The organism is Methylophaga sp. UBA2513, from assembly GCF_002341285.1.
Lineage (GTDB): Bacteria > Pseudomonadota > Gammaproteobacteria > Nitrosococcales > Methylophagaceae > Methylophaga > Methylophaga marina.
Genome location: NZ_DDNT01000015.1, coordinates 155,534 through 169,109, shown reverse-complemented (window position 1 = coordinate 169,109; position 13,576 = coordinate 155,534). Strand labels below are relative to the sequence as shown.

Below are 13,576 nucleotides of genomic sequence, written 5' to 3'. Positions count from 1 at the left end.
ATAAAAGGAAACGTTGTATGGGGTGGAAGCTGTTTAATACTGGGCGTTTACAGTATGTTTCTGAGTCAATTTTATCGGTTGTTGATAAGTCGATCGAATCGCCGTTTAAACGTTTGCCAGTGTGGATGCATAGTTATTTGCGAGCCCCGATAGATCGTATTGGCGACTATCTGTCCTCTTTGCAAAAGGCCCATCAGGCTGAAGTAGAGCAGTTGAACCATAACCACCAACAGCGTTTGATAGGACAGCGGCAAACGTTTGAGCACGAACTGGACGCGCTCCGACAACAATCAGATTCATTGAATCAAACCTTGTCTTCTTTGTATTCAGAAATGGATCATTTGCAAAGTGAAAACCGACGCTTATCAGGTGAGGTGGATAATAATAACTTAGCTAAGTCAGCGTTGACTGAGGGTGTTTGGATGTTAACGCTGGTAAATGGTGATCCTGATGATGAGAAAAGTGTCATTACTTGGTCAGAACAATTCCGAGAGTTGTTAGGCCACAAACGTCAGGAGGATTTTCCAGATGGGTGGGATAGCTGGTTAAAAGCTATTCATCCGGAAGATATGGATGCGACCCTGGAAGCGTTCACAAAACATATTAATGATAAAACGGGTAGCACGCCTTATGTTGCCGAGTATCGTTTAAAAATGGCGTCGGGTGAGTATGTCTGGTTTCGTGAGCGGGCGGCGACCATTCGTAATGAAGAGGGAGTGGCTGTGAAGTCAGCAGGAGCGATTCGCAATATCAGCCATGAGTACAGTGCTCGTGAGCTGCATACCATGGAAATGGAGCGTGCCGAAACTCGTATGACGGAAATCCTCACTGTTGCGGATGTGATCACCGAAATTACTCAGCAAACCAATTTACTGGCCTTAAATGCCGCTATTGAGGCTGCCCGTGCTGGTGAAGCCGGGCGCGGATTTGCTGTCGTGGCAGATGAGGTGCGTAAGCTGGTCTACCGTACCGAAGAGGCGAATGACAAAATACGGACAATGGCTCAGGCCGAACGTTAACTTATCCGAGTTTACATAACTTTACCCAGCTTAGCTGAACTATGTCTTACATAATCATGACGTACTTATGAGTCCTTCACTATTGGGATGTGAATTCATAATAAAAAGGAGAAAAAATGAGTACGTTAAGAAAAAGTTTAACTGTCATGACCTTGGCCACACTATTGATCAGTGGTGCGGCATTTGCAAAACAAACCACGGTGAAAGCGGAAGGCACGAAATTTGACCCACTGATTGTTAATGTAGAGCCTGGGGATACGGTGAACTGGACCAATATGGATATCCATAATGTGCACTTTATGTTTCAGCCAGATGGGGCAAAAGATTTCAAATCTGAGATTGGCCAAAATGTCTCAAGAGAATTTAGTAAAGAAGGTATTTATGTGTACCAGTGTGATCCGCATATTGGTCTAGGTATGGGGGGCGCTGTGGTTGTCGGCCATGCCACAAACTTAGATGACTTAAAAGCGGCAAAATTACACGGTGGATTAGGCCGAATTGCACATAAAGTCATGAAAGCTGAATCGAAATAGCTTATTTCCCTTCTGATTTTCTCTCTCGTAAAAAGGCGCTCGTTTGAGCGCCTTTTTGTATTTTGAGCGTTTATATTACTGGCTGAGTAAACTAATTCCTTTTTTTGCTGACTTACACTCACGTCATTAAACACTTAAACGGATTCGGAATTCTGATGAAAAAAATCTTCATTGGCCTCTTGGTCACCATTTTTCTCGCAACGATTAGCTTTTATTTTCTCAACAAACAGTCTGATACGGCCAAGCAGGAAAATGTGTTGTCATACATCGAGCAGCAGGGTGTGACCATCATCGATAAGTTTGACACCCCCTCTGAGCTGACTGGCTATGTGGGTAACTATAAAGACGAAGCAATGAGTATTTATGTCACCCCGGATAAACGCCATGCCGTTATCGGCGATTTAATCGATACAGAGGGTAAAAATCTGGGGGCAGATGCGATTAATCAACTGATAACCAAACCGAAAAATGAAAAGTTATGGCAACAACTCGAAGAAATGGACTGGGTGCAAGATGGGGATAAAAACGCGCCGCGAATTGTGTATACCTTTTCTGATCCGTTTTGTCCTTATTGCCATAAATTCCGTGACATGGCTGAACCTTTCATTGCTGAGGGTCAGGTTCAATTTCGTCACATCATTGTGGGGATTCTCCAGAAAAACAGCTTAGCGGTTGCGGCGACGATTATGGGATCTGACTCACCCGAACAGGCTTTTCAGCAACATCGCCAATCGGTTAGACAAGGCGGTATCGCTGTTGATAATGCGAAGGCTTCAAAAGGTAATGATGCGGTGATGGCAAATAATCAGCTGCTGGAGGAGATGCATACGCATGCCACGCCGACCAGTATATATCGGGATAAGGACGGTGAGATTCATGTCGTTGAAGGTATGCCAGTGCAGCAGGAGCTTAGTCAGATTTTTGAGGAGTAAGGGCTTAAGCGAGATTGAGGAAGAAGCCATCCATGGCTGGACGTGTTAGTTGTGTCGACGTGAGATGGTAATAGACGGATTTTCGCCAAATAACTCCGTGTAGTCGTGAGTAAATTGCCCGGCATGGGTAAACCCCCAGTGCTGAGCCACCATGGCGATGGTTTCATCTTCCTGCAAACCTTGTAATAGTCGTCGCCTGACAGCGTTTAATCGGGCCATTCGAATAAACTTAACCGGGCTGATATCGAGCACATCTTCAAAACTGTATTGCAGCGTTCGCCGGCTGACATGAGCCAGATCACAGAGTTCTGTAATCGTCACGTGTTTACTCGGGTTGGCATCCAGATAGGCCGTGACTTTTTCAACCACGGCGCGACGTTTACTAAAACTGGGCTTTTCGTTGCTGGGCCCATTTTTTTGAAGCACTTCAAGCATAGCCATCATAAGATTGTCCTCTTGGATGCGTCTGCTGATATCACTTTGAGCGGGTGAAATGACGTCGTTCAAAACATGTCTTAATTGATTAAGTTTGTGTGATTCCCACACTTTAAGGGGGGAATTGAGGGCATGGATATCAAGCTTGATGCCTTGTTTTTCTGCCACCAGCTGCAGACTGTCCTGATTCACCACTAACCCATAAATATCAAAGTCTTCCGGGGTGATGAGTTCAAATTGCGTATTGCCAGGGCGAATCATCAGTTGATTCTTTTCAACCTGATGGCCGTTGATTCGGCATGACTTTTCATCGGCTGCAAATCCCATCCATATGGCATTTGGCCAGACATTACATTGCTGACGAATAGCTCGACTGGTGTGTTCACGAAAGGCATGAACATGCTCAAACATCACCTCTTCAATACGCCCGTAAAACTGACCCATACTGATTTGATCGAATTGTTGTTGCCAGGCTTTTAGGTTATGAGCTTGTTCATCGGCATCATCTGCCTCCAGTACGCACCAACGCGTAGCGGTTGCGCTCTGTTTCGGTGCAAATTTTATATTTTCCTCTGTCATTTGCTCCCCTCGTTTATTTTGTTATATCCGCATTATGTGAATAAGTTGCTGAATCACAAACTAAAAAACATTTGCCAAATTTCGATAGTCACCCGGTATAAATCTCGCAAGTTCACATTAGGAAACTTTGTTTACTTAAAGGCAAAATTTATTCCAAGCATTGGGAATTAAAGCAGTTTATGACACAGACATATCGTTACCAATTAGGCACAAAGACCTATCAGTTCGTTGATTTAGCTGAACTGATGGCCAAAGCCACGCCTGCTCGTTCAGGCGATAATTTGGCCGGTGTCATGGCTGAAACGGCGGAACAACGTGCTGTGGCTCAGTTGCTATTGGCAGAAGTGCCATTAAAAAATTTCCTTAACGAAGCACTCGTGCCTTATGAAGAAGATGAAGTCACCCGACTGATTATAGATGAGCATGATGTGAATGCGTTTGAGCCCATCTCACACATGACCATCGGCGACTTTCGTAATTGGCTACTTTCGGATAAAGCCAGCAGCGACATGCTAAACCAGATACGAGCTGGAGTGACCCCAGAAATGGCGGCGGCAGTATCAAAAATTATGCGGAATCAGGATTTGATTCTGGTCGCACAAAAATGCCGTGTAGTGAGTGCATTCAGAAACACGATTGGTTTACCCAAACGATTATCAACACGTCTGCAACCGAATCATCCCACTGATGATGTGAACGGTATTGCGGCCAGTATTCTGGATGGCCTCCTTTATGGATCTGGTGATGCGGTGATTGGCATCAATCCGGCAACAGACAACGTGGCGCAAGCAACGCGTCTGATGCAATTGATGGATGAAGTGATTTCTTTATATGAGATTCCTACCCAGTCCTGCGTGTTAACGCATGTCACCAACACGATTGAGTGTATTGAAAACGGTGCGCCAGTGGATTTGGTATTCCAGTCCATTGGTGGCACGGAAAAAACCAACAGCAGTTTTGGCTTTAATTTAGCCACCCTGGCTGAAGCACAACAAGCAGCATTATCTTTGAACCGAGGCACGGTCGGACAAAACGTTATGTATTTTGAAACTGGGCAGGGCAGTGCTTTATCGGCTAATGCTCATCATGGTCTGGATCAACAAACCTGTGAAGCCAGAGCCTATGCCGTTGCCAGAAAATTTAATCCTTTACTGGTGAATACCGTGGTGGGCTTTATCGGTCCTGAATATCTGTTTGATGGTAAAGAAATTACCCGTGCAGGCTTGGAAGATCATTTCTGTGCCAAGTTATTAGGTCTGCCAATGGGCTGTGATGTTTGTTACACCAACCATGCTGAAGCTGATCAAAATGATATGGATAATCTGCTGACGCTATTGGCGACAGCAGGGTGTTCTTTCGTGATGGGCATTCCCGGTTCGGATGACATTATGCTCAATTATCAGACCACCTCATTCCATGATGCTTTGTATGCGCGTCGCGTCTTAGGTTTGGGGGCGGCACCTGAATTTGAAAAATGGCTGGAAAAAATGCAAATCATGACCGATGCCGGTCATGCCAAGTTATCAAACCAGTTACCACCAGCCTTTGCCGGCACCTTGAGAGGCTTAGCCACAGGAACGAATGATGGTTAAGGAAGATAGACTCACTCATCTCAGAGTAAAAAAAGATGACGCTATCGTCACCGATAACCCATGGCGTCGTCTGCGTGAATTCACGGCTGCCCGTATTGGCTTGGGGCGTGCTGGTGTAAGCACACCGACGCGTGAATCACTTGAATTCCAATTAGCACATGCTCAGGCCCGTGATGCGGTGCATACCGAACTGGACTTTGATGGTTTACAACAAGATCTCATGGCCTTAGCGGATAAATACCCGTTGTTAAACCGTGAAGCACCTTTAAAGCTGCATAGTCAGGCAACCGATCGCATGACGTATTTGCAGCGTCCGGATTGGGGAAGACAGCTGGACGAAGCCAGTCTTGCAGCACTTAAACCACACCAAGCTTCTGAACCTTACGATTTAGCCATTGTGATTGCTGATGGTTTATCAGCTACGGCGATTAAAGAAAACGCAGCGGTATTTATTGAGACCTTAGCTCAAGCCATGCAAGCCAGTGAACAAGCTTACTCACTCGCACCTATCGTTATGGTGGAACAAGGCCGTGTCGCCGTGGGGGACGATGTTTGTGAAGCCTTAAACGCCAAGGCCGTTTTAGTGCTGATTGGCGAACGTCCGGGATTGAGTTCGCCCGATAGCTTGGGACTGTACCTGACCTGGGGGGCCAAACGTGGCCTGAGCGATGATAAACGTAACTGTATTTCCAATATAAGAAAGGCGGGACTTTCTTATTTTGCTGCGGCTCAGAAAAGCCTTTATTTGCTGACTGAGGCCCGCAGACTCCAGTGTTCTGGCGTTGCTATCAAGGATCGCTCTACCGATAAGATTATTGATAGCAACGCCGTTCAAACCAGCTTTTTGCTGGATAAGTAAGCCAACCAACAAGGTGGATAGGTATTAATGTTAACTAATAAGAGGATAGAAAGATGGACAATGCGCCAACGCTAGAATCCTTGCAGGCAACGCTCGACGCCCAGCAAGCGGTTTTTCAAATGCATCAGTCTATGAATGTCGAAGTGTTCTACTGGTGGTGTACCGCCATTATGATCATGATTCATGCTGGTTTCTTGGCCTATGAAATGGGGGCCTCACGTAGTAAAAATGCTTTAGCAGCGGGTATTAAAAATATTCTTGCTTTAGCGGTCATTATTCCCACGTTTTATTTGTTTGGCTGGTGGATATATAACGCTTTCCCGAATGGCTTTATTCCTATTGAGGCAGCGGGTGCCTTACCTTGGGCACAAAGTATGGGACCTGATGTCACCGATATGGGAACCGGTATTTTCTGGGCAGCGTTTGCCATGTTTGGTGCCACCACCGGCTCGATTTTATCTGGTGCGGTTATCGAACGGATTCGTGTCAGTGCGTTTTTGATTCTGACTGTGTTCTTGGGTAGCGTGGTTTGGATACTGGCTGGTGCCTGGGGTTGGCATCCAGATGGTTGGTTACTGACTGACTTGGGCTATCATGATGTCGGCGCGTCTGGTGTTGTGCATGCTGTGGCTGGTTTCTTCACACTGGGTGTACTGATCAATTTAGGCCCACGTGTAGGTAAATTTATCAACGGTGTGGCACAGACTATTGCTCCACATAGCTTACCTATGACGTTAATCGGTTTGATGATGATCATCTTCGGTTTCTTCGGATTCCTGGGCGGTTGTATCATCTTTAACGGTGGTGAAACAGGTTGGACAACCATTTACGGCAACCCAACTAACTTATCAGCGTTTGCCTTTAATACATTAATGGGCTTTGCGGGTGGTGTCATTGGTTGTTACATCGCTAGTCGCGACCCATTCTGGACAATGTCTGGCGGTCTGGTGGGTATCATTTCTGTCGCAGCCGGTTTAGATCTTTATGATCCTGAATTAGCGTTCATTATTGCTGTAGTAACAGGTGTATTAGCGGTTAAATTCGCTAAATTGATCGAAAATTTCGGTATTGATGATGCGGTAGGTGCTGTTTCAGTTCATGGCTTCACGGGTGTATGGGCAGTATTCTTAGTCGGTGTGTTTGCCGACGGTATGCCTAACGTGGGTGACTTGCCTGAGATTTCATTAATGGGGCAAACAATTGGTGCCATTGTCATGGCAGCAGTGGGCTTTATTCCAGGTTACGGTATTTCATTGATTCTGAAAAAAGCCAATGCATTACGCGTACCGAAAGAAGCGGAAGAGCTGGGCTTAGATGAAGTTGAAATCATTGCCAAGCCTTACCCAGAAGTGCATGGTGTCCCTGCGGTGACATCAAGTGACGTGCCAAATAAATTGGCTAACTCAGAACCAGGAGTGTAATTATGGGAACATCAATTAGTTCATGGGAAAACGTAGGGGCTTATTTTACTTTTGCTGATAATCCACTTGCTCTAGGCCTGTTCACTGTTGGTGCTGCAGCCATCATAGTGGGTCTGATTATCTCGATAGCAAAACATGAAAATGAAGCGTTCGAGAAAATTGAAAAATAAGCCAGGCTTAAACATGACCTAGTCATGTATCAAACAATAACCCCGATCTTGTATCGGGGTTATTTTTTATAAGCAGTAACTTTTTGTGGCATTCAAAGCAGTGTGACCCGACCTCTACCACTGATACCAATGAACTAGCACCCAGACTGAATACCATAATAAAGATTTCACTTAATCACATTTTTAACAGTCAATATGGCCATTGTTTCTAGCATGGCTGATTTTGAAATTATTCTTCTCCAAATACCTTTCGATATCAAAAATAAGCGGCATTTTGATTCTATTGATCGACTATCCAACATCTGTCTGAAAATAAGAGTGAAGACTGATAATCAATAAATCTAAATGCATATAATTATTATTTGATGGTAATATCTACCTTTAAATTAATCCAGCTTTATAAAAAGTGAAAAATTGCACTTTTTATCTGCTTTAAACGACATAGATAGAGAGTACACGATTGTTCTCTTATTTTACGGTCAGTCCTCTCATGTGAGTTGAGGACAGGCGTTCATGTCTATCTGCAGCTAAAACTATAATTAGATCAGCCATTTGAGAGTTATCTCCAATATGCAATTACCTTATCCACTCAGAATTCTGTCATTGGTTCTGGCCGCCACGGTAGGCGGGTATTTACTGACGTCCGCCGTTATCATTTTTTTATCAGCTATTGTGCCAATGGAAAAACCACATGCCATCGTGGCCGTGAGCCTTTTTAGTTATGCAATTTATACAGCAGCTGTTATTTGGGTCTTTACTGTTAGAAATAGCAAGCGCGCTTGGTTAGGTATGTTGATTCCAACAGTCTTGCTCGGTGGTGCAGGGATGCTAATTTCCAAGGTGGCGTCATGAGTGAGTTAACGAAGCCAGTGAAAGAACAGGAATCGTTTCGTCAGGCGATGGGCTGGTTACATACCTGGGGTGGGTTGCTTGCCAGTTGGGCCTTATTCACGATCTTCCTTACGGGCACGATTGGTGTGTTTGATGTTGATATCACGAAATGGATGAAACCAGAGGCAGCCGTTGTATCCGATTTTGATCAAACTGCGATGACCGAACAGCAACGTGTTGATACGATAAAGAAAGGTCAGGCTTATCTTGAAAAACATGTTCCTGATAGTCATTTCTGGGGGATTGGACTGCCAACGGAAACAGAGCCAGGAATACGTCTGTTCTGGCGGGATGAGCAGAATGAATTTCAACATGCCTTACTGAGCCTGGAGAATGGTGAACTCATGCCAGCCGCTGAAAATCGCGAAACGGAAGGGGGGCATCATTTTGTGCATATGCATTATGAGTTTCATGCGGGTATGGCAGGCATCTGGCTGGTCGGCTTTTTTACCATGATCATGCTGGTGGCCTTAATTACCGGCATCATTATTCATAAACGTATTTTCAAAGATTTTTTCACCTTCAGACAAAAGAAAGGTCAGCGTAGTTGGTTAGATGGACATAATGCCTCCGCTGTTTTAACGCTGCCTTTCCAATTGATGATTGCTTACACCGGTTTGGTGGTCTTTTTATCGATTTACATGCCTGCAGGTGTATTAGCTAATTACAGCAATCCACAGGTATTCTTTTCTGAACTGCTTGATGAGCCCATGCACAGAGCAGAAACAGGCGTGAATGCAGATGTGGTGGATTTATCCATTTTGTTCCAGCGAGCAGAAGTGATGATGGGTAAACCCGGACGATTTATGAACGTAGAGCACCCGGGAGACAGTAGCGCTGTGACCAAGGTGTTTGGATGGTTTGATGAAAAAGACTATGAAGGGCAATTATTGAGGGATGAAATTGGCAGTGTTCAGTTTGATGCGACCAATGGTGATGTGATGCATCTGAACCCACCAGGTGAATACGATAAGGGCACGCCCATGGCATCACAACGTGTGATGCGTATCATGCACTTTGCCAACTTTGGTGGCTACAGCGTTCGCTGGTTATATTTCATTATGGGTATGGCGGGTGCGTTGATGATGGCAACCGGCGCCATCTTGTTTCTGGTGAAACGGCGTCAGAAATCATTGAATGAGTTTGGCTCGCAAACTGCTCGCGTTTATCGGGTAATCGAGGTACTGAATATCGCTGCTATCAGTGGTCTTGCGGTGGCTTGCATGGCTTATTTCTGGTTGAATCGTTTGATTCCGGTCGATATCGCTGATCGGGCATCCTGGGAAATAAAAGGCTTTTTTTATCTCTGGCTAGCCATGCTGTTTCATGCCGCTTGTCGACCTGGCATGAAAGCCTGGTTTGAACAATGGAGTCTCTTTACCTTACTGGCATTGTTGTTACCTGTCATGAACCTGCTGACAACCGGACATTGGCTACCATCCTACTGGCTGGCAGGAGACTTGAGCAGTGTCGGCTTTGAAGTGACCGTATTGGTGTTCGGTTTGATGAGTCTGGGGCTGGTGTTATTTTTACGCCGTAAATTAACTGCACCTGAACGCTACTCTAAGCCCGCAAAACGTTCGGAGGCGATATCATGAGTGTGGCGATGATGATGAGCGTGGCTCTGTGTTATGCCGCGATGAGTGGTTTGAGTCTGGCGATGCCAAGACATTTAATGGATGTGACTGATAGACGTTTAACTGCTACACAGATACGGGTTTTACGCTGGACAGCAAGTCTTGTGCTGATATTAGCTTATTTACCCATGTGGCAGGTGTGGGGAGCAGGAACCGGCTTTGTGATTTGGGTATCGATATTGTCTGTGACCAGCGTAGTATTGGTGTTACTGCTGTCTTATTGGCCAAAGTGGGCGGTCAGAATCGCTTTTCTGATGATGTTATCGGCCAGCGTTTTGTGGTTGATGCAGTAACGACTAGATGATCGTTACTGCATCGGTGTAACTCTTGTTTAACGTTGACTGCGTGCTTTTTTTATCGCCGCTTTAACCTGTTCTGGTGCTGTACCACCTAAGTGGTCACGAGCAGCGACAGAACCTTCTAATGTCAGCACGTCAAACACGTCTTCATCAATATTGGCAGAAAATTGCTGTAGTTCAGCCAAGGTGAGTTCAGACAGATCTTTTTTGTGTTTGATGCCATAGGCGACCGATAAACCCACCACTTCATGTGCATCACGGAATGGTGTGCCTTTACGTACCAGATAATCAGCCAGATCAGTCGCTGTGGCATAACCTCGTAATGCAGCCTGACGCATATTGTCTGCCTTCACTGTAATGACTGACATCATATCTGCATAAACTCGTAGTGAACCTAATAAGGTATCAATAGTGTCGAACAAGGGTTCTTTGTCTTCCTGATTGTCTTTGTTGTATGCCAGAGGCTGGTTTTTCATTAAGGTCAGTAAGTTAAACATATTGCCGTAAACACGGCTGGTTTTACCGCGGATTAATTCAGGCACATCCGGATTCTTTTTCTGCGGCATGATGGATGAGCCGGTACAGAACGCATCACCTAAATCAACAAAATCAAACTGCGCCGATGACCAGATAATTAACTCTTCTGAGAAACGGGATAAGTGCATCATCAGAATCGAGGCGAAGCTATTGAACTCAATGGCAAAGTCACGGTCACTGACCGCATCCAAAGAGTTTAAACAGATACGATCAAAGCCTAATAAGCTGGCGGTCATTTCACGATCAATCGGGAAAGTGGTGCCAGCAAGGGCGGCTGCACCCAAGGGCAGGCTGTTTGCTCGTTTAGCACAATCCTGCAGGCGTTCAGCATCTCTAACGAGCATTTCGTACCAGGCCATCATGTGATGACCAAAAGTCACTGGTTGTGCTGTTTGTAAATGAGTAAAACCGGGCATGATAGTCTCGGCTTCACGTTCAGCAACGTTGAGTAAGGCTTCTTGCAAACGATTAAGCTGCTGACCGATAGGCTCAATCATATCGCGTAGATAAAGGCGCACATCAGTGGCTACCTGGTCATTACGTGACCGGCCAGTGTGAAGTTTTTTACCGACCTCACCGATCAGGGCGATAAGACGAGCTTCGATATTCATGTGCACATCTTCTTGAGCGATAGACCACTCAAAGTCGCCGTTCTCAATTTCTTGTTCGATTTGTTGTAAGCCCGCAATAATTTGATCGCGTTCGTCTACTGTCAGTACCTTGACTTCAGCCAGCATGGTGGCGTGCGCAATTGAGCCACGAATATCCTGACGGAACATACGCTGATCAAATTGCACGGAAGCGGTAAATTCTTCGACAAACTTGTCGGTAGGCTGCGTCAGTCTGGCAGATGAGAGTTTTTTATTGGCTGTAGTCATATCAATCAGATTAGGCTCGTTGAAAACAGGGCGTCATTATAACGCGGATAGTCGAGAGTCAATGCGTGAAATGCTAGAATCGACTTTATTTATTAACGACAACGCTGAAGTGACCTTATTCCATGACTAAAAGAATCGTTCGTATTGCCACTCGCAACAGTCCTCTTGCCATGTGGCAGGCTGAATTTGTTAAATCACGCTTATTAGAATTACATCAGAATATTGAAGTTGAACTGATCGGTATGAAAACCCAGGGCGATATCATACTGGATACTCCCTTGGCAAAAGTGGGCGGTAAGGGGCTTTTTGTTAAAGAGCTGGAACAAGGCATGTTAGATGGACGTGCGGATATTGCTGTGCATTCTATGAAAGATGTGCCAGTTGAGTTTCCGGAAGGTTTGCATCTGCCTGTTATCTGTCAGCGTGAAGATCCGCATGATGCGTTTGTTTCCAATCATTATCAAAGTATCGATGAAATGCCTCACGGAGCCCGTTTAGGCACATCCAGCCTGCGTCGTGAATGCCAGGTGCGTACTCACCGTCCGGATCTGGAAGTACTGCCTTTACGCGGTAATGTGAATACCCGTTTACGTAAACTCGATGATGGTGAGTTTGATGCCATCATTCTGGCGATGGCGGGATTAAAACGTCTCGGTTTTGATTACCGTATTCGCAGCGCATTAACACCAGAGCAAAGTTTACCTGCGATTGGACAAGGTGCGTTGGGTATTGAAACTCGCGTGGATGATGAAGAAATGAACGCGCTTATTGCTCCATTACATTGTGATCAAACCGCCATTGTGCTGCGTGCTGAACGAGCCTTGAACAAACGTCTGTCCGGTGGCTGTCAGGTACCCATCGCCGGTTATGCGATGTTAGATGATGATAACGTTTGGCTGCGAGGCTTGGTCGGTCAGCCAGATGGGACTAACACGGTCACAGCTGAAGTTCGCGGTAAAGCAACAGATGCTGAAAAATTAGGAATTCAAGTCGCTGAAATGTTGCTGGCGAAGGGTGCCGATAAAATTCTGGCAGATGTCTACGGTGAGTAAACTGCCATTGGCGGGGCAGCAGATTCTTGTGACCCGCCCTCAACATCAGTGCCAAGCACTGGCTGAGCTGGTTGAGGCCGCTGGAGGTAAGCCACTGATTCTGCCAGTGATTGATATTGAAGCGGTTGCAAAAAAGCATTGGCAGACGATCAATATCGACCAATTTGACTGGTTGATATTTGTTAGTCGTAACGCGGTAGAGAGCTTTATTGCTGGCTGGGGACACGAACTGCCCAAGTTATGCCAATTTGCTGCGGTGGGTGAGGGGACCGCACAGGCTATGCGTGAGCATGATATACCGGTCGATTGTCAGCCTGAAATATCAAATGGAAGTGAAGGTTTGCTGCAGATGCCGTTGATGCAGGCATCACAAGTCAGAGGTAAACAGATTCTGATTGTGCGAGGTAATGGCGGCAGGGAGCATATGGCTGATACCTTAACAGCCAGAGGTGCTAATATTACTTATATTGAAGTTTATCAACGTGTTTTAGCTCAACCAACGGCAGCAAAACTCAAGCAGGCCATGATGGCAGACAAAGTGATCTGTACCAGTGTGGCAGGTGTTGATAATCTTTGTAGTATCTTCATGAATACATGGCCAGATTTGTTAGATAAACCATTGACGGTCGTCAGTGATAGGATAAAACAGCATGCCTCCTCACGAGGCTTCAAAACCATTTATGTATCAGCCGATGCCAGCGATAATGCAGTTGTTGATACTCTGATAAATATGGACGATTAA

The 13,576-nt window shown here is 45.6% G+C and carries 13 protein-coding genes and 2 pseudogenes; 13 read left to right on the top strand and 2 right to left on the bottom strand.

Features of this window, described 5'->3' with window-relative positions:
* Positions 1–17: 17 nt before the first annotated feature.
* The 4 genes and pseudogenes from B3V56_RS14700 to dsbG all read left to right on the top strand — a co-directional run.
* Positions 18–764: pseudogene (locus B3V56_RS14700) on the top strand (PAS domain-containing protein); the annotation flags it as partial.
* Positions 741–1,007, top strand: a pseudogene (locus tag B3V56_RS10055) (methyl-accepting chemotaxis protein); the annotation flags it as partial. The pseudogenes B3V56_RS14700 and B3V56_RS10055, both read left to right, overlap by 24 nt.
* A gap of 128 nt (positions 1,008–1,135) precedes the next feature.
* The gene (locus B3V56_RS10050) at positions 1,136–1,552 is read left to right on the top strand and encodes a plastocyanin/azurin family copper-binding protein (protein WP_289281688.1); all 417 of its coding nucleotides are present in this window, start codon (positions 1,136–1,138) and stop codon (positions 1,550–1,552) included.
* A 155-nt stretch (positions 1,553–1,707) separates the two neighbouring features.
* Complete coding sequence (dsbG, locus tag B3V56_RS10045; protein ID WP_289284228.1) at positions 1,708–2,484, top strand: thiol:disulfide interchange protein DsbG; 777 nt, start codon at positions 1,708–1,710, stop codon at positions 2,482–2,484.
* A gap of 45 nt (positions 2,485–2,529) precedes the next feature.
* Here dsbG and B3V56_RS10040 read toward each other — a convergent pair whose 3' ends face one another.
* Positions 2,530–3,498, bottom strand: a complete 969-nt coding sequence (locus B3V56_RS10040; RefSeq protein WP_289284227.1) for a helix-turn-helix domain-containing protein — start codon at positions 3,496–3,498, stop codon at positions 2,530–2,532.
* Between the two features lie 179 nt (positions 3,499–3,677).
* Between B3V56_RS10040 and B3V56_RS10035 the strand changes: the two genes are divergently transcribed.
* The 7 genes from B3V56_RS10035 to B3V56_RS10005 all read left to right on the top strand — a co-directional run bounded on the left by B3V56_RS10035 (position 3,678) and on the right by B3V56_RS10005 (position 10,361).
* Entirely contained in the window at positions 3,678–5,090 is a 1,413-nt protein-coding gene (locus B3V56_RS10035; protein WP_289284226.1) for an ethanolamine ammonia-lyase subunit EutB, read from the top strand.
* Positions 5,080–5,949: an ethanolamine ammonia-lyase subunit EutC gene (eutC, locus tag B3V56_RS10030; protein WP_289284225.1), complete on the top strand. Its 870-nt coding sequence runs from the start codon at positions 5,080–5,082 to the stop codon at positions 5,947–5,949. Before B3V56_RS10035 ends, eutC begins: the two co-directional genes overlap by 11 nt.
* Before the next feature lie 53 nt (positions 5,950–6,002).
* The gene (locus B3V56_RS10025) at positions 6,003–7,370 is read left to right on the top strand and encodes an ammonium transporter (RefSeq protein ID WP_286303417.1); all 1,368 of its coding nucleotides are present in this window, start codon (positions 6,003–6,005) and stop codon (positions 7,368–7,370) included.
* A 2-nt stretch (positions 7,371–7,372) separates the two neighbouring features.
* On the top strand, positions 7,373–7,540 hold the full coding sequence (locus tag B3V56_RS10020) for a hypothetical protein (RefSeq protein WP_286303418.1): 168 nt from the start codon (positions 7,373–7,375) through the stop codon (positions 7,538–7,540).
* Positions 7,541–8,110: 570 nt separating this feature from the next.
* A complete protein-coding gene (locus tag B3V56_RS10015; protein ID WP_286303419.1) occupies positions 8,111–8,392 on the top strand; it encodes a DUF3649 domain-containing protein in 282 nt (93 codons plus the stop codon).
* Complete coding sequence (locus tag B3V56_RS10010) at positions 8,389–10,029, top strand: PepSY-associated TM helix domain-containing protein (protein ID WP_289281683.1); 1,641 nt, start codon at positions 8,389–8,391, stop codon at positions 10,027–10,029. The genes B3V56_RS10015 and B3V56_RS10010 overlap by 4 nt, the downstream gene beginning before the upstream one ends.
* On the top strand, positions 10,026–10,361 hold the full coding sequence (locus B3V56_RS10005) for a DUF3325 domain-containing protein (protein WP_286303422.1): 336 nt from the start codon (positions 10,026–10,028) through the stop codon (positions 10,359–10,361). The genes B3V56_RS10010 and B3V56_RS10005 overlap by 4 nt, the downstream gene beginning before the upstream one ends.
* 38 nt (positions 10,362–10,399) lie before the next feature.
* Here B3V56_RS10005 and argH read toward each other — a convergent pair whose 3' ends face one another.
* On the bottom strand, positions 10,400–11,782 hold the full coding sequence (gene argH, locus B3V56_RS10000) for an argininosuccinate lyase (RefSeq protein ID WP_289281682.1): 1,383 nt from the start codon (positions 11,780–11,782) through the stop codon (positions 10,400–10,402).
* A gap of 122 nt (positions 11,783–11,904) precedes the next feature.
* Between argH and hemC the strand changes: the two genes are divergently transcribed.
* The gene (gene hemC / locus B3V56_RS09995) at positions 11,905–12,834 is read left to right on the top strand and encodes a hydroxymethylbilane synthase (RefSeq protein WP_289284224.1); all 930 of its coding nucleotides are present in this window, start codon (positions 11,905–11,907) and stop codon (positions 12,832–12,834) included.
* Positions 12,818–13,576 (top strand): uroporphyrinogen-III synthase, encoded by a 759-nt coding sequence (locus B3V56_RS09990; RefSeq protein ID WP_289281680.1) that lies wholly within the window; start codon positions 12,818–12,820, stop codon positions 13,574–13,576. The genes hemC and B3V56_RS09990 overlap by 17 nt, the downstream gene beginning before the upstream one ends.

Bases quoted from the DNA above. Each gene is read 5' to 3' on its own strand.
- B3V56_RS10050 (WP_289281688.1), top strand. From the start codon at position 1,136: ATGAGTACGTTAAGAAAAAGTTTAACTGTCATGACCTTGGCCACACTA.
- dsbG (WP_289284228.1), top strand. From the start codon at position 1,708: ATGAAAAAAATCTTCATTGGCCTCTTGGTCACCATTTTTCTCGCAACG.
- B3V56_RS10040 (WP_289284227.1), bottom strand. From the start codon at position 3,498: ATGACAGAGGAAAATATAAAATTTGCACCGAAACAGAGCGCAACCGCT.
- B3V56_RS10035 (WP_289284226.1), top strand. From the start codon at position 3,678: ATGACACAGACATATCGTTACCAATTAGGCACAAAGACCTATCAGTTC.
- eutC (WP_289284225.1), top strand. From the start codon at position 5,080: ATGATGGTTAAGGAAGATAGACTCACTCATCTCAGAGTAAAAAAAGAT.
- B3V56_RS10025 (WP_286303417.1), top strand. From the start codon at position 6,003: ATGGACAATGCGCCAACGCTAGAATCCTTGCAGGCAACGCTCGACGCC.
- B3V56_RS10020 (WP_286303418.1), top strand. From the start codon at position 7,373: ATGGGAACATCAATTAGTTCATGGGAAAACGTAGGGGCTTATTTTACT.
- B3V56_RS10015 (WP_286303419.1), top strand. From the start codon at position 8,111: ATGCAATTACCTTATCCACTCAGAATTCTGTCATTGGTTCTGGCCGCC.
- B3V56_RS10010 (WP_289281683.1), top strand. From the start codon at position 8,389: ATGAGTGAGTTAACGAAGCCAGTGAAAGAACAGGAATCGTTTCGTCAG.
- B3V56_RS10005 (WP_286303422.1), top strand. From the start codon at position 10,026: ATGAGTGTGGCGATGATGATGAGCGTGGCTCTGTGTTATGCCGCGATG.
- argH (WP_289281682.1), bottom strand. From the start codon at position 11,782: ATGACTACAGCCAATAAAAAACTCTCATCTGCCAGACTGACGCAGCCT.
- hemC (WP_289284224.1), top strand. From the start codon at position 11,905: ATGACTAAAAGAATCGTTCGTATTGCCACTCGCAACAGTCCTCTTGCC.
- B3V56_RS09990 (WP_289281680.1), top strand. From the start codon at position 12,818: ATGTCTACGGTGAGTAAACTGCCATTGGCGGGGCAGCAGATTCTTGTG.